Origin of the sequence: Collimonas sp. NPDC087041, from assembly GCF_044745265.1 — a bacterium.
Lineage (GTDB): Bacteria > Pseudomonadota > Gammaproteobacteria > Burkholderiales > Burkholderiaceae_D > Collimonas.
In genome coordinates this window covers 259,410-281,922 of the sequence record NZ_JBIUZX010000005.1, presented here as the reverse complement: position 1 = coordinate 281,922, position 22,513 = coordinate 259,410, and the positions used below count along the sequence as shown (strand labels likewise).

General features: G+C 59.3%; 16 protein-coding genes. 4 read left to right on the top strand and 12 right to left on the bottom strand.

Translation table 11 applies throughout. From position 1 onward, the window contains the following. Window positions 1-127: 127 nt before the first annotated feature. On the bottom strand, window positions 128-1,516 hold the full coding sequence (locus tag ACIPF8_RS11800; protein WP_400421096.1) for an MFS transporter: 1,389 nt from the start codon (window positions 1,514-1,516) through the stop codon (window positions 128-130). A 465-nt stretch (window positions 1,517-1,981) separates the two neighbouring features. Here ACIPF8_RS11800 and pabB point away from each other — a divergent pair, with 465 nt between their 5' ends. Continuing rightward, window positions 1,982-3,853, top strand: coding sequence for an aminodeoxychorismate synthase component I (gene pabB, locus ACIPF8_RS11795; protein ID WP_400421095.1), 1,872 nt, complete (start codon window positions 1,982-1,984; stop codon window positions 3,851-3,853). Window positions 3,854-3,858: 5 nt separating this feature from the next. On the opposite strand, the gene ACIPF8_RS11790 is transcribed toward pabB, so the two are convergent. From ACIPF8_RS11790 to ACIPF8_RS11755, 8 genes are all read right to left on the bottom strand, one after another. Continuing rightward, window positions 3,859-4,455: a dual specificity protein phosphatase family protein gene (locus ACIPF8_RS11790; RefSeq protein WP_400421093.1), complete on the bottom strand. Its 597-nt coding sequence runs from the start codon at window positions 4,453-4,455 to the stop codon at window positions 3,859-3,861. 17 nt (window positions 4,456-4,472) lie between these two features. Beyond that, a complete protein-coding gene (locus tag ACIPF8_RS11785) occupies window positions 4,473-5,612 on the bottom strand; it encodes a glycosyltransferase (protein WP_400421091.1) in 1,140 nt (379 codons plus the stop codon). Between the two features lie 201 nt (window positions 5,613-5,813). Further along, window positions 5,814-6,245, bottom strand: a complete 432-nt coding sequence (locus ACIPF8_RS11780) for an EamA family transporter (protein ID WP_400421089.1) — start codon at window positions 6,243-6,245, stop codon at window positions 5,814-5,816. Between the two features lie 57 nt (window positions 6,246-6,302). Then, window positions 6,303-7,775 (bottom strand): efflux transporter outer membrane subunit, encoded by a 1,473-nt coding sequence (locus ACIPF8_RS11775; protein ID WP_400421087.1) that lies wholly within the window; start codon window positions 7,773-7,775, stop codon window positions 6,303-6,305. A gap of 65 nt (window positions 7,776-7,840) precedes the next feature. Continuing rightward, window positions 7,841-11,059 carry an efflux RND transporter permease subunit gene (locus ACIPF8_RS11770; RefSeq protein ID WP_400421085.1) on the bottom strand — a complete coding sequence of 1,073 codons (3,219 nt, stop codon included), beginning with the start codon at window positions 11,057-11,059 and terminating at the stop codon, window positions 7,841-7,843. Between the two features lie 7 nt (window positions 11,060-11,066). Next, entirely contained in the window at window positions 11,067-14,222 is a 3,156-nt protein-coding gene (locus ACIPF8_RS11765; protein WP_400421084.1) for an MdtB/MuxB family multidrug efflux RND transporter permease subunit, read from the bottom strand. Window positions 14,223-14,239: 17 nt separating this feature from the next. Next, a complete protein-coding gene (locus ACIPF8_RS11760) occupies window positions 14,240-15,664 on the bottom strand; it encodes an MdtA/MuxA family multidrug efflux RND transporter periplasmic adaptor subunit (RefSeq protein WP_400421082.1) in 1,425 nt (474 codons plus the stop codon). A gap of 395 nt (window positions 15,665-16,059) precedes the next feature. Next, window positions 16,060-16,560 carry a Spy/CpxP family protein refolding chaperone gene (locus tag ACIPF8_RS11755; RefSeq protein WP_400421080.1) on the bottom strand — a complete coding sequence of 167 codons (501 nt, stop codon included), beginning with the start codon at window positions 16,558-16,560 and terminating at the stop codon, window positions 16,060-16,062. 373 nt (window positions 16,561-16,933) lie between these two features. Here ACIPF8_RS11755 and ACIPF8_RS11750 point away from each other — a divergent pair, with 373 nt between their 5' ends. Both ACIPF8_RS11750 and ACIPF8_RS11745 read left to right on the top strand, forming a co-directional pair. Continuing rightward, window positions 16,934-17,656 carry a response regulator gene (locus ACIPF8_RS11750; RefSeq protein ID WP_061534097.1) on the top strand — a complete coding sequence of 241 codons (723 nt, stop codon included), beginning with the start codon at window positions 16,934-16,936 and terminating at the stop codon, window positions 17,654-17,656. 66 nt (window positions 17,657-17,722) lie between these two features. Further along, entirely contained in the window at window positions 17,723-19,072 is a 1,350-nt protein-coding gene (locus ACIPF8_RS11745; protein WP_400421078.1) for a sensor histidine kinase, read from the top strand. A 159-nt stretch (window positions 19,073-19,231) separates the two neighbouring features. On the opposite strand, the gene ACIPF8_RS11740 is transcribed toward ACIPF8_RS11745, so the two are convergent. Both ACIPF8_RS11740 and ACIPF8_RS11735 read right to left on the bottom strand, forming a co-directional pair. Next, complete coding sequence (locus tag ACIPF8_RS11740) at window positions 19,232-19,807, bottom strand: glycine zipper family protein (RefSeq protein WP_400421076.1); 576 nt, start codon at window positions 19,805-19,807, stop codon at window positions 19,232-19,234. A 17-nt stretch (window positions 19,808-19,824) separates the two neighbouring features. Further along, window positions 19,825-20,172: a hypothetical protein gene (locus tag ACIPF8_RS11735; protein WP_400421074.1), complete on the bottom strand. Its 348-nt coding sequence runs from the start codon at window positions 20,170-20,172 to the stop codon at window positions 19,825-19,827. A gap of 237 nt (window positions 20,173-20,409) precedes the next feature. On the opposite strand from ACIPF8_RS11735, the gene ACIPF8_RS11730 reads away from it, so the two are divergent. Beyond that, entirely contained in the window at window positions 20,410-21,633 is a 1,224-nt protein-coding gene (locus ACIPF8_RS11730) for a CaiB/BaiF CoA transferase family protein (RefSeq protein ID WP_400421072.1), read from the top strand. Between the two features lie 33 nt (window positions 21,634-21,666). Here the strand turns inward: ACIPF8_RS11730 and ACIPF8_RS11725 are convergent, their stop codons facing one another. Then, a complete protein-coding gene (locus tag ACIPF8_RS11725) occupies window positions 21,667-22,263 on the bottom strand; it encodes a phosphatase PAP2 family protein (protein WP_400421070.1) in 597 nt (198 codons plus the stop codon). Window positions 22,264-22,513 lie beyond the last annotated feature (250 nt).

Genomic DNA, 22,513 nt, shown 5'->3' with positions numbered 1-22,513 from the left:
ACATTTAGGTAGGGTGGGCACACAATGCCCACGCGGAAATACCGATAACCAGATAAGGTGTTTGAGAAAGCCGACGTGGGCACTGCGTGCCCACCCTACGTATTGCAACTGCCCCTTGTTTGAACGGCTATCTGCGCCCGGACAATTCAGCTCCGGCATCCGGTTGCAACTTCAGTGCAAACGGCAACGAAGCCAATGCAATCAAGCCAATCAGTAAGAACGCCGGCCAGAAGTCTGCACTCACGATCGTCGCATGACCCTGCACTTGATTTGACACCTGCAACGCAAAACCGCCAACCGTCACTCCCAACCCGATCGCCAACTGCTGCGCCACGCTGGTCAGACTGGTAGCCTGGCTCATCTGGCGCTGATCGATCTCGGCGTAAGCAATCGCATTCAGGCTGGTGAATTGCATCGAGCGTACGCAACCGCCCAGCAGCAGCATCAGGATCACGATCAGATGCGGCGTGTCGAACTGCAGCAGGCCAAACGCCGCCATCGACAAGGTACCCAGCACGGTGTTGTAGACCAGTACATTGCGGAAGCCGAAGCGCTTCAACACCACGGTAGTCATGGTCTTCACAAAGATCGCGCCAGCAGCGGAAGCGCAAGTCAGCAAGCCTGACTGGAACGGCGTCAAGCCGAAACCAAGCTGGAACAACAGCGGCAGCAGGAATGGCAGCGCACCGACGCCAATCCGGAACAACGAACCGCCGAACACGTTCATGCGCATGGTTGGAATTTGCAGCAGGCGCAGATTGATCAACGGATGTGGCGTTCGGAACGCATGCCAGACGTACGCCATCAAACTGATCGTGCCGACAATCACGCAGATCAACGAAACATCGCCGGCGACCAGATGACGGCCGGCGCTGGCCAGGCCGAACATCAGGGTCGAGCAGCCGATTGCCGACAGCAGGAAACCGATCCAGTCGAGCGGCACGGTGTCGTCGCTGCGCAGGTTTTCAATGAAGCGTGTGGCCAGATAGATGCCGAGGATGCTGATCGGTACGTTGATGAAGAAAATCCAGCGCCAGTGGAAATAGGTGGTGATGAAGCCGCCCAGCGGCGGTCCGATGACCGGCCCCAGCAGCGCCGGGATGGTCAGGTAGCTGAGTGCGCGCACCAACTCTGCTTTGGAAGTGGTGCGCAAGATCACCAGCCGTCCGACCGGCACCATCATGGCGCCGCCGACACCTTGCAGGAAACGGGCGGCGACGAATTCGGCCAGCGTATTCGAGATGCCGCACAGGATCGAGCCAAACATGAACACGCCAATGGCGCTGCGGAATACGGTGCGGGCGCCGAAGCGGTCGGCCATCCAGCCGCTGATCGGGATGAATACCGCGAGACTGACCAGGTAGGAGGTCATCGCCAGTTTCAGCGCGATCGGGCTTTCACCCATATCGTGCGCCATCATTGGCAGAGAGGTCGCGATGACCGTGGAGTCCATGTTTTCCATGAACAGGGCGCAGGCCACAATCAGTGGTGTGAGGAAGACGCGGGATATGGCCATGTGGGATCGGTAGATAGAGCCGGAACCGGGCTGCCGACGATGCCTTGACAGAGCTTGGCGCCATCGTAAGCGGCTGTGCTGGCAAAGTGCATAATTATAGCGTTTTGGCTTGGGCCTGTTGACCTTCAATTTGGGAGTGCGAACGCGCGGCAGGCGTTGCGTGCCTAGGCGCGACGACGCGACGTAGTGGTGCTACGGCAAGGAGTTGCAACAACGGCATGCGACGCCTGCAGCCGTTCCCGAAGGGTTCCAGCCAAAACGTGCGCTGGCCGCGTTGCATGGCTTGCTGGGGCACCAGCCCCAGCTGCGCCACGCGCCTTGCCACCACACGTTTTGGCTGGAACGCATCTCCCAAATTGAAGGTCAATAGGCCCTAATCTTTGGCCGATCAGGTAGCATGGCAGGCTTTCCCGCCGAAGTGCGTCGTTGTTGCATTGGCGGCATGCTGTTTGTCTGTAAAAAATCATGAATACAACGTTTTGTTCTTCTCGGGCCGAATTTTCCGCCTGCTTTGCATTGCTGGATGACCGTAGTGCCGAGTCCGGCCGGACCGGCTCGTCGCGCCTCTATACCGGGTTGGTTGAATGCCTGCAATGTTCCCGGGCCGAGGAGTTGCCGCAGTTGCTGGCGCAGATGCAGCAGGCTGTGCAGGACGGCCTGCATGCGGTGACGTTGTTTGCCTACGAATTGGGAATAGGGCTGCAGCATGTCTTGCCGCAGCGGTCGCAGCCGGGACTGGCGCAAATCCTGCTGTTCGCCGATTGCAGCCAACTGAACGACGATCAGGTCGAGTCGTGGCTGGAACAACGTCAGGCGGAGCAGAGCAGCGACGACAATGCAGGTATTGCCAAGCTGCAGCCGAATGTCAGCGCCGAGCAGTTTGCTGCTGCAATCGCAAAAATTCACGCCTACATCGAGGCCGGCGACACTTATCAGGTCAACTACACCTATCGGCTGCGCTTCGACATGTACGGCGATCCGTTGGCGCTGTATCGGCAATTGCGGGGTCGCCAGCCGGTGCCTTACGGGGCGCTGATCGCTTTGCCCGATGGCGCCACGGTGCTGTCGCTGTCGCCGGAACTGTTTGTGCGTCATACGCAGGGCGTGCTGACCGCGCGGCCAATGAAAGGCACCGCTGCGGCCAGCGGCGATGCCGAGCAAGATCGGCAGAGCGCGCTGGCGCTGGCGGCCGATCCCAAGAATCGAGCAGAAAACCTGATGATCGTGGATTTGCTGCGCAACGACCTCGGACGTATTGCGGTGCCGGGTTCGGTCCAGGTGCCGAAGCTGTTTGAAGTCACCCGTTTCAATACCGTGCTGCAAATGACCTCCACGGTGCAAGCCCGGGTGCGCGACGATGTCGGCCTGGCCGGCGTAGTGCAGGCGCTGTATCCCTGCGGTTCGATTACCGGTGCGCCGAAGTTGCGCACCATGCAGATCATTGAAGAACTGGAACCGGAGCCACGCGGGTTGTACACCGGCGCGATCGGCTGGTTCGATGCAGCCGCGGAAGGCCGCCAGTTTGGCGATTTCTGCCTGTCGGTGCCGATCCGTACCCTGGTGCTGCAACCACCGACACCGGACGGTCCTTTGGGCGCGACCATACGACGCGGTGAAATGGGTGTCGGCGCCGGCATCGTGCACGACAGCGTGGCCGCCGACGAATATGCCGAATGCGCACTGAAGGCAAAGTTCCTCACCGGCCTGCGTGGCGATTTTTCCTTGTTTGAAACCATGTACGCGACCCGTGCCGACGGTTGCCGGAACCTGGATTTGCATTTGCGACGGCTGCAGGATTCAGCGGTGTATTTCGGTATTCCTTGCGAACCGGAACAATGCCGTGCGGCCGTGCAGTCGCATTGTGCAAGCCTGCCGCCGGAGGGTGCGCAACGCTTGCGCCTGGCCTTATCGGCAGATGGTGCGTGCAGTGTGCAGAGCGCGCCATTAAGCACGCTCACTTCGCCGGTCAAATTATTGATTGCAGATGAACCGACTCAGCGCGGCGATCTGTTTTTAAGACACAAGAGCAGCGTGCGGCAGCGTTACGATCAGGCCTGGCGATTGGCCGAGCAGCAGGGCGCCTTCGATATGCTGTTCTTCAATCATCTGGGTGAATTGACCGAAGGCGGACGCAGCTCGGTGTTCGTCATGCTGGATGGACGCTGGTACACGCCGCCGTTGGCAGCGGGTTTGTTACCGGGCGTAATGCGCAGCGTGGTGTTGAGCGATCCTGCGTGGAATGCCCAGGAGCGACGCCTGACCAGGGACGATCTGTTGGCCGCCGAGCAGATCATGGTCTGTAATGCATTGCGCGGAGCCGTGATGGCGACGCTGTGAATGGTTTAGCTGGCGACTGCGCGGCGTAGCTTGTCGATGTCAACTTGTTCCAGATAGCGTTTGATGTTTTGCCAGATGGCGTGAAAGCCATATCCGCCATTTTGCAGTTCGTTCAAGGCCTGCTCCTTGGTCCAGCCTTGATAAACAACGCGATACAGCGCGGAGACCAGGCCGGTACGGTCAGCGCCGTGCTGACAGTGGATCAGGATCGGTCCATCCTGATCCAGATTGCGCAGAGCCTTGAGGGCGGCGACCATATCCTGATCGCGAATGTTCCAGGTATTGATCGGAATCCGCTGCATGGCAATGTTGCTGCCGGCGAGTATCTTGTCGTCCGCATGAAAAGCACGGAAGCTGATGACCTTCTTGATGCCTAGACTCTGCAGGGTTGGCACGTCATCCTTTGACAGTTGAGCGCTGCGATACAGTAGCGGAGTGACGCGATGCAAGTTGCTGACCGGGGCGTCGGCGACAGTTTGCGCCCATTGCAACGGCCGCGTGGCAAGATCGTCGCCGACCGCAGACGCGTTGCCTGCTGTGACGAACAGGCTCGCCAGGCAGATCAGTAGCGATGATGCGAAAGAGATGTATCGACGTGACATATTTAATTTGAGAACAGTTATGCTGTGTCATCCAGCGGTGCGGCGGCAAGTACCCGATCCAGCACACATTGCGCGGCGTGCGGACGGCCCAGCGGCGTTATCTTCAGGCGCATCGCGTCCAGCCGTTGCGGCTCATTCAGTAGTGATCGAATCCGATATTCCAGCGCAATGGCATCGACAGCTTTGAGCGCGACGCCTTGCTCAAGCAGAAAATCGGCGTTGCGCTCTTCCTGCCCGGGAATCGGTGAATTGACGATCATCGGCAATCCCATCGCCATGCATTCCGAGGTGGTCAGGCCGCCCGGCTTGGTGATGACCAGATCGGCGCATGCCATCAGACGCTCCACCTTGTCGGTAAAACCTTGGGGAAATAAACGTCCCGGATGCGCGGCGGCGATCTGCTTGAGCGCCTCCAGCATTTGTGTGTTCTTGCCTGCCAGTGCAATCAACTGGAAATCGCCTTCCATGGCAAGCAGACGTTGCGCCAAATCGGGAAGGCTACCGAGGCCGGCGCCGCCGGACATCATCAGAAAGGTTTTTCGGGTGGGATCAATGCCGTATTCTGCCGAGCAGACGGCACGATCGAGTTTGGCCGAAAACGCCGGCATGATCGGTATGCCGCTCACGTGTACGGAATTAGATGGCAGCCCGCGCTGGCGCATGCGATAAGCAATTTCATCGTTGGCGGCAAAATAACCGCGCATGTTCGGCACGATCCACATATTGTGCAAGTCGAAATCGGTTACCTGTACCCAGACCGGCGCCGACAGGCGACCCTTGCGTATTTCCCGGGACAGCAGTTCCGCCGGCAGGAAGTGGGTGCAGATGATGGCGTCGGGTTGCAATCGCTTGATCTCGGCGAGCAGTGTGCGACAGTTGAGACGCTCTACGGCGCGGCGAATTTTCTGGCTGAATGCGCTTTGCGAAGCTTCATCGGTTTTCTGATACAGATAGCCCCATAGCGCCGGGTGGTTGCTGACCAGTTTGATATAGAAATCGGTATACAGCTTGCGAAAACTGGTCGAGACATACTCCATCACGTCCAGGTGCGTTGCTTGTATTTCACTCTCGTGGGTTGTGGCAAAGGAACGGATGGCTTCGGCTGCGCGCATGTGTCCAGCGCCGGCGCTGACACTCAGGATCAGGATTTTTTTCATTTTCTTGATAGACGACGAATTCTTCTGCGGGAGGATGCCCCGCGCGGGAATTGGCATCATACTCTTGAAAATTAAGCAAGACTATAAATTAATCATGTGTTAATTTTTGATGGCGCGAACCGGCAAGACAGGGCGATTTTCCCCAATTGCGCTTGCTGCGAACCTGCTGTTACGCAAACCAGTTTGGCGCTTGAGAATCAATCAGAAGGCGATGATCACCACCGACCCGGCCACGATCAACGAACCGCCGATTGCCACCGGCCAGGTCAATTGTTCGCCGGCAAACAGCAGTCCCAGCACGATGGCAAACGCCACGCTCAGTTTGTCGATTGGCGCGACCTTCGATATCGGGCCGATTTGCAGGGCGTGGTAATAGCACAGCCACGACAGGCCGGTAGCGATGGCCGACAGCACCAGGAACAGCCAATTGGTGGCGCCTACCTGCGTTGGTTTTTGCCATTCGCCACGCAAGGTGACGATGGCGGCGATCACGAACAGGATGACGATGGTGCGGATGAAGGTGGCGAAATTCGAATTCATGCCGGTCACGCCGAATTTGCCGAAGATTGCCGTCAGGCCGGCAAAAAATGCCGAGCCGAGTGCAAACAGTTGCCAGCTTGAGCCGAAATTCATTTTTTCCCCCTGTCGAACGCGACGATGCCGAGGGCCGTGCGGCCGACGGCAATATCTTTACTTCTGGATCGGCTTGACTGCGCCATCCGCACCGCGATCATTCAGCATGGCGTTATCAGGCAATTCAGCCTGGTCCCAGCCGCCGCCCAGCGCCTTGATCAGTGCCGCACTAGCGGCAAAGCGCCGGTTCTGGATATTCAGTGCAGACAGGTCGGCACTGAATGCGGTCGCTTGCGCAGTCACTACGCTACTGTAATTGACGGTGCCGGCCTTGTATTGATTGAGGATGAGTTCAACTGCACGGTGCGCAAATTTGACGGTTTCACTTTGCACGGTGGCCTCTTGTTCGAGGATTCGCAAAGCAGCCAGATTGTCTTCGACTTCCTGGAAGCTGGTCAGCACGGCTTGCTTGTACACAGCAACGCTGGCGTCATACGCAGCGATTGCCTGATCGCTTTGGGCGCGGCGGGCGCCGCCGTCAAACAAGGTTGCGGCCAGCGATGGTCCGAGCGACCAGATCCGATTCGGCACCGTCAGCCAGTCGCCAAAGCTGCTGCTTTGAAAGCCGCCGGAAGCCGACAGCGTCAGGTTCGGGAAATAAGCCGCCTTGGCCACGCCGATCTGGGCGTTGGCTGCGGCTGCTAAGCGCTCGGCAGCGATCACGTCGGGGCGACGTTCCAGCAATGCAGACGGTACGCCGATCGGGATAGTCGGCAATACCGCAACCAGCGGCGCCGGCGTTATCGAGAAACTGGAAGCGGCTTGCCCGGTGAGGAGGGCAATCGCGTGTTCCAGCTGGGCGCGCAGCACGCCGTTGTCGACGGCCTGCGCCTGCGCCGATTTAAGCTGGGTTTGCGCTTGAATGACATCGGATTGCGCGGCGACGCCGACTGCGTACTGGTTCTGCGTCAGCTGCAGCGATTTCTGATAGGCGGCGACGGTGTCGTTGAGCAGATTCTGCTGCATGTCTACCACGCGCAACTGCAGGTAGTCTTGCGCCAGAGTGGACTGGGCACTGAGTTTGGCCACCTGCAGATCGGCGGCGCTGGCTTGCGCCGACGCGCGATTGGCCTCTACCGTGCGGCTGATACGGCCCCACACGTCGGGTTCCCAACTGCTGCTCAGGCCCAGCGAATAGGCGTTGGAAATCTGGCCGCCATTAATGGCATTGGCGGCGGATCCCGAACGCGTCGCTGAGCCGTTCGCTCCTATCGTCGGGAAATAAGATGCCCTCGCCGATTGCACCAGCGCCCGGGCCTGGCGGAACTGCGCCTCAGCCTGTGCCAGGTTCTGGTTGGAGATATTCACCTGCTCGACCAGCGCATTCAATTGCGGATCCTGGTAGATTTCCCACCATTTTTCCTGCAAGGGCTGATCTTGCGGCGTCGCCACTTTCCAGTCCTTGTTTTCCTTGAAGGCCACCGGCGTATCGGCCACCGGGCGCACGTAGTCGGGGCCGACGGCACAGGCGCTCAACAACAGCGTCGCGATCGCCAGCGCCATCAGGTTTTTGTGCGTAGGTATATGCATGTGTTTCATGTTAGATCCGTTGATTATCGTTGTGCGCCGACCAGGGTTCCTGATTTGTCGGGTTGCTACGCTTCAGCTACATCTGGCGCTGCTCTGCCACCGCGGCGCTCCCATTTATTCGCGCTCCACAAGCGGAAGCGATCCATGTACAGATACACCACGGGTGTTGTGTACAGAGTCAGCAACTGGCTCATGATCAAACCGCCGACAATCGCGATACCCAGCGGCCGCCGCAATTCAGCGCCGTCGCCGGCACCCAGCGCCAGCGGCAGGGCGCCCAGCATGGCGGCCATGGTGGTCATCATGATCGGCCGGAAGCGCAAGCGGCAGGCTTCAAAGATCGAATCGCGCGACGACAGTCCCTGCTCGCGTTCCACATGCAAGGCAAAGTCGATCATCATGATCGCATTCTTCTTGACGATACCGATCAGCAGGATCACGCCGATCAGGGCGATCAGGCTGAAATCGGTGCCGGTCGCCAGCAAGGCGAGCAGGGCGCCGACGCCGGCCGAAGGCAGGGTCGAGAGGATGGTGATCGGATGTACATAGCTTTCATACAGGACGCCGAGCACGATGTAGACCGCCAGCAGCGCCGTCAGGATCAGCATTGGCTGGCTGCTGAGAGACGACTGGAACACGTTCGCTGTGCCCTGGAAGCTGCCGTGCACCGAGGTTGGTACGCCGATCCTGGCCATGGCGTCGTTGATCGCCAGCGTGGCATCTGACAGCGATACGCCGGGCGGCAGATTGAAGGAGATGGTCGAGGCGATGAACTGGCTCTGGTGATTCACCGCTAGCGAGGTGCTGGTCGGCTGGAAACTCGAGAATGCCGCCAACGGCATCTGCTGTTCGGCCGTGGTCGACAAGGTCAGCGCCAGCGATGAGTTGGAAGCCAGCTGGCCGCCGGCGGTCAAGGCTGGTGGCGTGCCCAGCGCCGAGGTGGTGGGCGACAGATTGGCTGTGCTGGCAGGGATGCTGACGTAAGTGTCACGCAGGATTTGCGGGCTTTGCAAGTATTGCGGCCCGGCTTCCATCACCACGTGATACTGGTTCATGCCGCTGTAAATGGTCGATACCTGGCGCTGACCGAATAGATCGTTCAGGGTGGCATCGATCAGCTGCGGCGTGACGCCGCTGCGGATTGCGGTTTCGCGGTCGATGGTCAGCGTGGTCTGCAAACCCTTGTCCTGTTGGTCGGTATTGACGTCGGCCAGTTGCGGCAATGCGCTCAAGGCGTCGCGGATTTTCGGTTCCCAGGTGCGTAGCTCGTTGAGGTCGTCCGACTGCAGGGTGTACTGGTACTGGGCATCGCTGGAGCGGCCGCCGGTACGGATATCCTGCACCGATTGCATGAACAGGTTGGCGCCCGGCACGTGGCTGAGCTTGCCACGCAGGCGCGCGATTACCTGGTCTGCGGTGAGCTTGCGGACGGTCAGCGGCTTGAGCGTAATGAACATGTTGCCGCGATTGCTCTGGCCGCCGCCGGTGAAGGCAATCACGCTCTGAACGTCCGGGTCATTGCGGACAATGCTGACGAATTCATTCAGTTTGACCGTCATCGACTGGAACGAAATCGACTGGTCGCCCTGGATGCCGCCGATGACCAGCCCAGTGTCCTGCTGCGGCAAAAAGCCCTTGGGAATCACGGTGTACAGATAGATGTTCAGTCCGATGGTAGCCACCAGGATCAGTATCATCAGACGGGAATGGTGCAGCGCCCATGCCAGCGAGCGTTCATAGCCGCGCAGCATGGCTTCGAAGGCGCGTTCGGTGGCAGTGAAGAAACGGCCCTGCTTGCGGTTCGGTTCATGTTTCAGCAAACGCGCGCACATCATCGGCGTGGTGGTCAGCGAGACCACCAGCGAGACCAGGATCGCCACCGACAAGGTGACGGCAAATTCGCGGAACAGGCGGCCGACGATGCCGCCCATCAAGAGGATCGGTATGAACACGGCGATCAGCGAGATGCTCATCGACAGCACCGTGAAGCCGACTTCCTTGGCGCCCAGCATGGCTGCCGCAAACGGTTTCTTGCCCTGCTCAATGTGACGCGAGACGTTTTCCAGCACCACGATCGCATCGTCCACCACGAAACCGGTGGCGATTGTCAGCGCCATCAGCGACAGGTTGTCGAGGCTGTAGCCGAGCAAATACATGGTGCCGAAAGTACCGATCAGCGAGATCGGTACCGCCACCGCCGGGATCAGCGTGGCGCGGCCGTTGCGCAGGAACAGGAACACCACCATGATCACCAGCCCGATCGACATCAGCAGCGTCCGCTCGGTTTCATGCAGGGACGCGCGGATGGTCGGAGTCCGATCCATGACGACGTCGAGATTGATGGCGGCTGGAATCGAGGCGCGCAGCTGTGGCAGCAGCGCCCGCACATCGTCAACGGTTTCGATGATGTTGGCGCCCGGCTGGCGATTCAGGATGACCAGCACGGAGGGCTTGCCGTTGGCCGAGCCGGCGTTGCGTACATTGGCCACCGAATCGGTCACCTGTGCGACATCGCTGACCCGCACCGCGGCGCCGTTGCGGTAGGCAACGATCAGCGGCATATATTCGGCGGCGGTCTTGGCCTGGTCATTGGCGTAGATCTGCCAGTTCTTGTCGCCGTCTTCCAGCACGCCCTTGGGGCGATTGGCGTTGGTGGCGGCAATTGCGGTGCGGACGTCGGCGCTGCCGATGCCGTACTTGTTGAGCGCGGTCGGGTTCAATTCGACCCGCACCGCCGGTTGCGAACTGCCGCCGACGCTGACCTGGCCAACGCCGCGTACCTGCGACAACTTCTGCGCCAGGATGGTGTCGGCGGCGTCGTACATCTGGCCTTGCGTCATGCTGTCCGACGTCAGCGCCAGGATCATGATCGGCGCATCGGCCGGATTCACCTTGCGATAGCTCGGATTGCTGGGCAGGCCGGTCGGCAGCAGGTTACGGGCGGCGTTGAGCGCGGCCTGGACATCGCGCGCGGCGCCGTCGATGTCGCGGCTGAGGTCGAACTGCATGGTGATGCGGGTCGAACTGAGCGTGCTCGATGAGGTCATTTCGGTGACCCCGGCAATCGAACCGAGGGCCCGTTCCAGCGGTGTCGCCACGGTGGCGGCCATGGTTTCCGGACTGGCGCCGGGCAAGCCGGCCGAGATCGAGATGGTCGGTAGATCCACCTGTGGCAAAGGTGACACCGGCAGCAGCCGGAACGCCACCATGCCGGCCAGCGCCACGCCGATGGTCAGCAGCGTCGTGGCGATCGGCCGTTCAATAAAGGGACGCGATATATTCATGCTGTCATCACGGCTTAACCGGCTCCGCTACAGCGCCGTCGTTCGGGTTGCTGTGTTGGTCGTCGTCGCCGTCCGCATCTTTGCTGCCGAAGCGTGCGCGCATGCGGCGCGCCAGGCTGTCGAATGCCAGATAGATGACCGGTGTGGTGAACAAGGTCAGCACTTGCGATACCAGCAGGCCACCGACCATGGTGATCCCCAGCGGCTGCCGCAGTTCCGAGCCGACGCCGGTGCCCAGCATCAACGGCAGGGCGCCCAGCAAGGCCGCCATGGTCGTCATCAGGATCGGACGGAAACGCAGCAGACAGGCCTGATAGATTGCGTCACGCGGGCTTTTACCCTCGTTGCGCTCGGCATCCAGGGCGAAGTCGATCATCATGATGGCGTTTTTCTTGACGATACCGATCAGCAGGATGATCCCGATAATACCGATGATGCCGAGATCGCTGCCGGCGATCATCAGGGAGAGCAGGGCGCCGACCCCGGCCGACGGCAGTGTCGACAGGATGGTGATCGGATGGATATAGCTTTCATACAGCACGCCAAGCACGATGTACATGGTGATGATCGCTGCCAGGATCAGCATCAGCGTATTGCTCAATGACGCCTGGAACGCCAGTGCGGCGCCCTGGAACTGGGTCTGGATGCTGTCAGGCAAGCCGATATCCTGCTCCGCCGCATGGATCGCCTTGACGGCATCGCCCAGCGACGCGCCGGCCGCCAGGTTGAATGAGATCGTGGTGGCGGGGAACTGGCCGATGTGGTTGACTACCAGCGGCGAGGTGCGTTCCTCGATGGTGGCGATGCTGGACAAGGGCACCTGGTTGCCGTTGCCGGCCACCAGATAGATGCTGTTCAATGCCGCCGGCCCCTTCTGGAATTCAGGTTTGACTTCCATCACCACCCGGTACTGGTTGGACTGGGTATAGATGGTTGAGATCAGGCGCTGGCCGAATGCGTTGTACAAGGCATTGTCGATCGCCGCGGTAGTGATGCCGAGACGCGATGCAGCATCGCGGTCGATCGCGATATAGGCTTGCAAGCCGAGATCCTGCTGGTTGCTGGCGATGTCGGCCAGTTGCGGAATCTTGCGCAGGCGTTCGATCAGCTTGGGCACCCAGATGCTGAGTTCGTCGGGATTGGAGTCTTGAACGCTGAACTGATACTGGGTACGGCTGACGCTGTCTTCAATCGTCAAGTCCTGTACCGGCTGCATGTACAGCGTGATGCCGCCGACCTGGCGATCCAGTTCCGGTTGCAGGCGGCGGATGATGTCGCTGGCGCTCATGTTGCGCTGTTCAAGCGGCTTCAGGTTGATCAGCATGCGGCCGCTGTTGAGGGTGGCATTGGTGCCGTCGACGCCGATGAAGGAAGACAGGCTTTCCACTGCCGGATCCTTCAGCACTACCGCCGCCAACGCTTGCTGCCGCTCCGCCATGGCAGCGAAGGAAACCGACTGGCTGGCTTCCGAGATGCCCTGGATGACGCCGGTATCTTGCACTGGGAAAAAGCCCTTGGGAATGAAGATGTACAACACCGCGGTCAGCACCAGCGTGCCGATGGCGACGACTAGCGTTGCGAACTGGTGGCGCAGCACCCATTCCAGCGCAACGCCGTAGCGGGCGATGATCTTGTCGAAGAATTCGCCGCTCTTGCGGTAGAACCAGCTTTGTTTTTCTTCCGGAATGTGGTGCAACAGCTTGGCGCACATCATCGGCGTCAGGGTCAGCGAAATCACGGCCGAGATCAGGATCGCCACCGCCAGCGTGATGGCGAATTCACGGAACAGGCGCCCCACGACGTCGCCCATGAACAGCAGCGGAATCAACACGGCAATCAGGGAAAACGTCAGGGAAATGATGGTGAAGCCGATCTGCTCGGCGCCTTTCAGCGCCGCCTGCAGAGGTTTCATGCCTTCTTCGATATAGCGCGAGATGTTCTCGATCATGACGATCGCATCGTCGACCACGAAACCGGTGGCGATGGTGAGCGCCATCAGCGTCAGGTTATTCACCGAAAAACCGGTCATGTACATGATGCCGAACGTACCGATCAAGGACAAAGGTACTGCGACACTCGGAATGATGGTGGCAGGTATGCTACGCAGGAACAGGAAAATCACCATCACCACCAGGGCGATCGACAGCAGCAGTTCGAATTGCACGTCTGATACCGAAGCGCGGATGGTGGTGGTGCGGTCGGTCAGGATCTGGACATCGATCGCGCCGGGCAGGGTGTCCTGCAGTTTCGGCAGGATCTTCTTGATGCTGTCGACCACGCCGATGACGTTGGCGCCAGGCTGGCGCTGGATGTTCAGGATGATCGCCGGCGACTGGTTGGCCCAGGCTGCGAGCCTGACATTTTCGGCATCGTCGACGACGTCGGCGATATCGGAGACGCGGATCGGCGCACCACTCTTGTAGGCGATGATCAGGTTGCGGTATTCGTCGGCCGAGCGCAGCTGGTCGTTGGCGTCGATGGTCGAGGCGCGCGAAGGGCCGTCGAAACTGCCCTTGGCCTGGTTGACGTTGGCATTGCCGATGGCGGTGCGGATATCGTCAAGATTCAATCCCAGTGCGGCGACGGCGCGCGGATTCAGCTGCAGTCGCACGGCAGGACGCTGGCCGCCGGACAGGCTCACCAGACCGACGCCAGGGACCTGCGAAATCTTTTGCGCCAGACGGGTGTCGATCAGATCCTGCACCTTCGGCAGCGGCAGGGTCTTGGAAGTGATTGCCAGCGACATGATAGGCGTGTCGGCCGGATTAACCTTGTTGTAGATCGGTGGCGTCGGCAGGTCGGCCGGCAGCAGGTTGCTGCCGGCGTTGATCGCAGCTTGCACTTCCTGCTCGGCGATATCCAGGCTCAGGTCGAGGCTGAACTGCAGCGTGATTACGGAGGCGCCGCCGGAACTGGTCGACGACATCTGGTTGAGTCCCGGCATCTGGCCAAACTGGCGCTCCAGCGGAGCAGTGACCGACGAGGTCATGACATCCGGGCTGGCGCCCGGGTAGAGTGTGACTACCTGGATAGTCGGGTAATCGACTTCCGGCAGCGCAGAGAGCGGCAATTGCTTGTACGCGACGATACCGGCCAGGAAAATGGCCAGCATCAGCAGTGATGTGGCAACCGGCCGAAGAATAAACTGACGTGAGGGATTCATGCGTTCTTCAAAACCGGTTATTGACCGTTGCGATTGGCGGCGCTGGCTGGCGCGCTGCTGGCGGCCGGAGCGCTGGCGGCGGCTGCGTCTGCGCTGGCATCTTGCCGGTGATGATGGCCACCTTTATGGGCGCCCGCCGCAGTGCCGCCTGCGGCAGTAGCTGTAGCCGCCGAGCCGTCACGTGCGATCGGCTCCACTTTGGCGCCTTCCTTGAGTTTGTCGATGCCGTCGATGACGACTGTTTCGCCAACCGCGATACCGTTGTTGATCGCTGTCGATTCGCCTTCCACCGGACCGGCCGTTACTTGACGGATGGTGACGGTATGGTCGGGTTTGACCACATACACAAAATTGCCGCTGGAACCGCGTTGGATCGCGGCGTTGGGGATGACCGTGGCGTTACGGAGGGTATCGAGCAGCAGACGCGCATTGACGAACTGATTCGGGAACAGGGCGTAGTTGGCATTCGGCGTTTCCGCCTTCAGCTTGACCGTGCCGGTGGTGCTGTCGACCTGGTTATCGATGGTCAGCAGGCTGCCGCTGTCCAGCTTGTTGCGTTGGTCACGATCCCAGACGTCGGTTGGCAGCTTCTTGCCGGCCTGGATCTGCTTCATCACGCTTGGAATATTGTCTTCCGGGATGCTGAAAACGGTTGTAATCGGCTGCAGCTGGGTAATGACGACGATGCCGTTGGTATCGCTGGTCTGCACCAGATTGCCGAGGTCGACCTGACGCAGGCCAAGGCGGCCGCTGATCGGTGCGGTGATGCGCGAATAAGTCAGTTGCAGGCGAGCGTTGTCGAGTGTGCCTTCATCCGACCGGACAGTACCTTCGTATTGCTTGACCAGCGCCGCCTGGGTATCGACCTGTTGGCTGGCGATGGAGTCCTGCGCCAACAGCGTGCGATAGCGTTGCAAATCGATTTGCGCTGCCTTCAGCAGGGCGTTGTCCTTGATCAGTTGGCCTTCGGCCTGCTTCACCAGCACCTGGTAAGGGCGCGGATCCAGCTCTGCCAGCAGGTCGCCTGCCTTGACGATCTGACCTTCCTTGAAATGCAGTTTCATCAATGTGCCGCTCACCTGGCTTTTGACGATCGCGGTGGCTTCGGGAGTAACGCTGCCGAGGCCATTCAAATAGATATTGATGTCTCCGGTTTTAGCGACCGCCACACCGACCGGCAATGGGCCGCCGGCGCCGGCAAATGCCCCGCGCTTGCCGCCTTTGCCGCCGCCTCTGGCCGCTTGCCCCGATGCGCCTGCCGCCGCATCGGCGGATTGGTGGCTGCGTCCCCAGATCAGGTAAGCGGCCAGCGCCAGTACAACCACCGCCACCAGCCACATCCAGCCGCGTATGAATCCGCCCTGGTGTTGGTTTTGCAGTGTGGCGGGCCGGCTTTGCGGCAGGGGATGTTGATCGGCTTTTGGGGTGGATTTAGTAGTCATCGCAGGCAGGAGGTCAGTCAGAATGTGGTCAGATGCAATGCGTAATTCTGCTGAAAAACGGCGCTCAGCAGAGAAATTTAAAGACACGAGTGTAGCGAGTAAATTTTACCGTCGTGTGTATTTGTTGGAAATCTTTTCAGTTTTTGAACAGCACGAACGAACGAGGCAGTGTATCCGCTAGCGTGGCGGACGGCAATCGGCGCTGGATCGAGGCATGCGGGAAACGATGAGGCCACAGAAGCGAGCCGCTTTGCGCCTGGAACGGCGCAACACGATATTGCTGCTTCTGTGGCCTTTGATCTGGCGGTTGGCGGACTCTGGCAGCCAAATCGGCGATTTGGCTGTTACGTCCCACCAGCGCCAGCCCTGGCCCGAGGGTGAACCCCTCGCGTCAGTTATGGACGGCCGTCCGGGCCGCCACGGTGACCACCGCGATGGCCGAAACGATGCTGCTCCATCTTCTTGAAGTGTTCGTCAAAGGTCTTTTGCTGTGCTGGCGTCAAAACTGCGTAGAATTCCTTGACGGCTGCTGTGTGTTCGGCCAGGCGGGTTTCAGCGCGTTTCAGGAATTCCATCTGGTGATCCAGGCGCTCAGGGGCGGTTTGCTTGGCCCATTCTTCCTTGTTCGGACGTGGTGGAGCGCCTTCCGGACGGACCGGCTTGATCTTGCCCAGGAAAGTCTGCCAAGCCGCTTCCTGGTCTGGTGTGATCTTCAGGTCGTCATGCCATTTTGCCTGGCGCTTTGCCATATTGGCGGCGAATTTGGCTTGCTGTTCCGGGGTCGGCGCATGGCGGCCGCCAGGACCGTCAGCTTGTTGTGCGTAGGCAGTCACGCCCATGGCAGCAAAACTCAGTGCTGTAACGCCGATCAATATTTGTTTACGAAGCGTGAACATAATGAAATCCTTCCATGAATTTGAGTGCAATCCGCACAGTTCCTATTGAACCGCGGAGGTGTGTCGGCGATTTTTCATGGTGCCCCGCCTTTGTATCCATGTGTATGGCATCTAGTTTGCTTTGTATCGCAAAGTGTCCATTCGCGTGGCAGATATGCCAATATACAAATTACTATCGTTTTTCTTGCGCTGAATTGTCATAATCCAGGAAACCTCAATAGGGAGCGATGTTGTTACCTGACGAGGTTGGAATTGTTAACATGGGATATTTCGCCATATATCGTCATTCATCCCATGTATATCGATGTTTTTCGTTTGGCCGTATTATTGGCGCATGTTCGGCTCAACTGCAGTTACTAGGATAATCATGCATATGGAAACTGCTGCTCACATACTAGTGGTCGATGACGATCACGAAATCCGTACCTTGTTGGCGGAATACCTGGATGCCAATGGCTTTCGCACCTTGATCGCGACCAACGGCAACGACATGCGTAAAGTCCTGTCGGAAGCGCGGGTCGACCTGATCGTGCTGGATTTGACCCTGCCCGGCGAAGATGGCTTGACGTTGTGCCGCAACCTGCGCGCCGATTCGAATATCCCGGTGATCATGCTGACGGCGCGCGGCGAACCGCTGGATCGTATCCTCGGTCTCGAAATGGGCGCTGACGACTATTTGTCGAAGCCGTTCGAGCCGCGTGAATTGTTTGCCCGGATTCGCAGCGTGCTGCGCCGTACCCAGGCGCTGCCGCCGAACATGGCGTCGCCGGAAGCGCAGCAAATCCAGTTTGGACGTTGGACGCTGGACCTGATCGCGCGCCACCTGGTCAACAACGAAGGGCTGGTAGTGGCTTTGTCGGGCGCCGAATATCGCATCCTCAAAGTGTTCCTCGATCACCCGAACCGGGTGCTCAATCGCGATCAACTGCTTGAGTTGACGCAAGGCCGTGAATCCGATCCTTTCGACCGCTCGGTCGACATCCAGATCAGCCGCCTGCGCCAGAAATTGGGCGACGATGCGCGCACTCCGGTAATCATCAAGACCGTGCGCAACGAAGGCTATGTGCTGGCGACCACGGTGACAGTCGAGTCATGACGCGCCGACCGTATCAATCACCTCTTTTGTCGGCTGCGCGGCGGAAGTAGAAAAGGAATGCTGTTCGTGAGAAATTTTCTTGGCTCGGTTGCGAACCGGGTGTTCCTGATTTTGCTGGCGGGGATCCTGGTCGCAGCTGGCACCACCAGCTGGCTGGCCGATAACGAGAAGCGCAAGGCATTCAAGGAATTGTATGAGTTCCGAATTGCCGAGCGGGTTGAGCAAATCGTCTACTCAATCGATAACGTTGGCCCTGAGATGCGCGCGCTTGTATTGCGCACAGGCGAAAATTTCGGCCTTGAGGCGAGCCTGGTCAAGGACACCGAACATGCAGTCGACGACAATCCGACACTGACCACGCTGTTGAAAACCCGGCTCGGCGGGGATCGCCGCGTGACCGTGGCAAAGCAGACCGACTGTAAATTGCGCGATCGCCGTGGCCCCGAATTCCGTCGTGTCGACGAATGCCAGGTGGTCTACGTGAGTCTCAAGGATGGTGCTTTGCTCAAGGTCAAGTTGCGGATGATGCGCGACCCGGGCAGCCCTCCGGGCCGGCCTCCAGGTCTGCCTTTCCTGTCCCCGTATTTCGCCTTGTTCATGCTGCTGATCGGCATTCTGGCATTCATTGTGGCCAAAATGACGGCGCGGCCGATCCAGCATCTGGCCAATGCGGCCGGCAACCTGGGGAGCGATATTGACCGGCCGCCGCTGGATGAAACCGGCCCGACTGAGGTGCGGCAGGCTGCCGCCGCCTTTAACGCCATGCAGGCCCGTATCAAGCGGCAGATACAGCATCGCACCCACATGCTGGCGGCGATCACCCACGATTTGCAAACGCCGCTGACCCGTCTGCGCCTGCGTCTGGAAAAAGTTGGCGATGGCGATTTGCGCCATAAATTGCTGGAGGATCTGGCGGTCATGCAAAGCATGGTGCGCGAGGGGTTGGAACTGGCGCGCAGCATGGATTCTGCAGAGGTAATGCAAATGCTGGACATCGATTCGCTGCTCGACAGCGTCTGCGCCGATGCGGTCGATGCGCGGCAGGATGTCACGCTGGAAGGCAGCACCCGCGCCTCGATCATGGCGCAGCCAAACACTTTGCGACGCTGCCTGATCAATCTGGTCGACAATGCAATCAAATACGGACGCTATGCGCGTCTGAAAGTAGCGCGCGACGGCAGCGATATCGTCATTACGATTCGCGACGGCGGGGCCGGTATTCCGGCGGATCAGCTGGAAGCCGTATTTGATCCGTTTTTCCGCCTTGAGACCTCACGCTCGCGCGATACCGGCGGCACCGGCCTGGGGCTGACCATCGCCCGCAACATCGCAGAAAATCACCGTGCCGTACTTGAACTGCGCAATCATCCAGAGGGCGGTTTGGAAGTGACGTTGCGGTTGCCGGCAAGAAGTTAGGCAAGGAATTCCGGCTAAAGGGTCCTTGCCCCGGTTTTGCGGGAATTGCTTGTGAAGCTTGTGAAATGAGTTCCAGTTGGGTTGATCTGAGTTCTCTCCTGACGTAAAAAAGCCTGAATCACTTTCGTGCATTCAGGCTTTTTATTTGGTCTGCCAGGATCAGTAAGGCGCGTAATCCGGCGGTGGTCCGTAGTTGCCGCGTTGTTGCGGCGGATAGTAGTCAGGCGGCGTCGAATATTGTGGCGCCGGTGCATATTGCGGTGGCGCGTATTGACGACGATTGTTGGCATAGCCGCCGGACACCGGAACCTGGTTGCCCTTGGCGTACATGCATTGCGTGTACACGTTGTTGTACTGGCGCTGCATGCCATAGCTGCTGCGCGAGGCAGAGTCGCCAGCCACCGAACTACCGGCCAGCAAACCAACGCCGCCACCGATGGCTGCACCGGCACCGGCGCGACCGGTTGCGGCACCGATCAGGGCGCCGGCTGCGGCGCCAATCACTGTGCCGGCTGCGGCAGTGCCTACGGCGTTATCTGCGGCCGCTTGCGGCGCGTACGGGCCTATCCGGTCCTGGGCGGCACGTTGGCAGTCTGCCTCGTCATTGCGGAACTGCTCATAGCTTTTGCCGGCGCCAGGCAGCGCCATGACATTTGGTCCGGTCGGCGCGGTAACGCAGCCGGACAGCAGCACGGCCATTGAAGCCGCGATTACCTTGGTTGTTCCGTTAATCATCACACACCGCCTTATGCTTATCTAGGTTGGGAATCGTTTGGCGCTACCTTCATCCAGCCCTTCGGGCAGCGTGGAATTTGTGGGTAGTAACCTGCCGGACTAGGGCAGTAATATGCATAGTCGGGAGCTTTTTCAATATACGTCTGCGGCTCTGGAGCTACGTAGATTGGTGGCGCGTAATACACCGGCGGCGGAGCATAATATACCGGCGGAGGCCCCCAATACAGCGGTCCGCCGATCGAGATGCCGACGCCGACGCGCGGGCCATAATAACCGCCATGACCATAATAGCCATAAGCAAAGCTGGCGGAACTGGTTACCATCAATCCTGCAGCAGCCAATACCAATAAAGCAATTTTCTTCATGATATGTCCTACACATTTATCAGTGATTTAATCATAATCCCCACCATAATATCCGCCAAAAGGAGTTACTTCTGGTTGCAAATGTTGGCAATTCTGTAGAATTGTTCAAATTGCCTCGCGGCGGGGCGGGAGTGCTCGGAAACGAGCCGACGGGGTTGCACCGACTATTGCGCTACGGCAGCTGTCTGCGCGCGGTCGAAGCCTGTCTTTCTAAACACATTTTAAACCATTCGGAACATGAACAACGTCCCCGTCGACCAGCAGTCTTCCCTCCAAGGCGTCAAGGTAATCGAACTCGGCACCCTGATTGCCGGACCTTACGCCGCCAGCTTGCTGGGCCAGTTCGGCGCCGAAGTGATCAAGATCGAAGCGCCAGGAGATGGCGACCCGCTGCGCAAGTGGCGCAAGCTGCACAATGGCACCTCGCTGTGGTGGTACTCGCAAAGCCGCAACAAGAAGTCGGTGACGCTGAACCTGAAATCGCCACAAGGCCAGCAGATCGTCCGTGACCTGGTCAAGGATGCCGATATCGTGATCGAGAATTTTCGCCCTGGAACCCTGGAAGGGTGGGGACTGGGCTGGGATGAATTATCGAAAATCAATCCGACCCTGATCATGGTACGGGTCTCCGGCTATGGCCAGGATGGCCCGTATCATGCACGTCCCGGATTTGCGGCGATCGCCGAATCGATGGGCGGTCTGCGCAACCTGGCTGGCTATCCGGATCGGCCGCCGGTGCGCGTCGGCGTCAGCATCGGCGATACGCTGGCCTCGCTGTACGGCGTGATTGGCGCGCTGCTGGCGATGCATCATCTCAAAGCCAATGGCGGCAAAGGGCAATTCATCGACATCGCCTTGTACGAAGCGGTGTTCGGCGTGATGGAAAGTTTGATTCCAGAATACGCCGAGTTTGGTTTTGTGCGCGAACGTACCGGCGCCAGTTTTCCCGGTATTTCTCCGTCCAGCACTTATCCTTGTCGCAATGACGAGCACGGCGAGCATTACGTGATCATCGCCGGTAACGGCGACAGCATTTTCAAACGCCTGATGCATGCCATCGGCCGCAGCGACCTGGCTGAAGATCCGCGCCTGGCGCGCAACGACGGCCGGGCACAGAACAATGACATGATCGACGCTGCCATCGCCGAGTGGACCTCACAGCACGATCTGGCGCACGTGCTGCAGGTTCTGGAGCAGGCCGAGGTGCCGAGCAGTAAAGTCTATACCGCCGCCGACATCCACCAGGACCCGCATTTCCGGGCACGCGACATGATCCAGCAGCATGTGCTGCCGGATGGGCAGCCTATCGATTTGCCAGGCATCGTGCCGAAACTTTCGGCGACGCCGGGACAGACCAACTGGGTCGGGCCGGAACTGGGTCAGCATACGGATGAAGTGCTGGCATCTATCGGCCGCAATCCCGAGCAGATCGCACTGCTGCGGGAGCAGGGCGTGGTTTGATCGCCGCTACCGCTCGCCGCATTGGCGCGGGCGCTATTTCGTCATCCAGCCGCGCCGGATCAATGGCGCGAATACAAGGCCGTGGATGCGCGACACGCAGCGAAACAAGGGGCCGATAAGCCACGGGGCGCAGCGATGGCTGAGCCTGGCGCTGATGATGGCGACCAGCGCCGCGCCGACCATGTCGAGCGGGAAGTGGACGCCGAGATAAATACGCGCCCACGCCATCGGCAGCCCAAGCAGGCTCAGCGCCAGGCCGATCTTGCGCAAGCGTTGATGCAACAGGAAACTGAAAGCGACCGACCATTGCAAAGTCAGGTGATCGCTCGGAAATGACGAATCGGGAGAGTGCGCCAGCAAATTGCTGCCGAGGCCGATCACAAACGGCCGTGGATGATTCCACAGCATGCCGATGACCAGGCTGATCGATAAACCGACGACGCCGGCCACCACCGCTTCCAGCATCAGCTTGCGGGTCTGTTCGTCGCCGCGCAGCCAGCCTAGCAGCAACGAAATCGGGATCAGGAAAATCAGCAGTTCGGCGCAGACAATGGCGGCATCGAGCAAGGTCGGATTGGGGTTGGCGTTTGCATTGATCAGCAGGAACAGGGTTTGATTAAGTTCTTCCATCGATTTCCGGGATTTGAATAACAGTGAATTTGCTGCGTGAATAGCTGTGAGGCGGGGCGCAGATGAGCGGGGTTGAGACTGTTGGATATCAGATTAGTTGCAAAGACTTAGCTGTTGCTGAGGACGAGCACGATCATCGGTGATGGTGACAGCGACGGCGACGAGTGGCGATATTGGCGACCTGATTCAGCTGCAGAAAAACTGTTTGCCCGCCATCTTTCCATTGCTTTGCGAAAATCTCATATGCTAG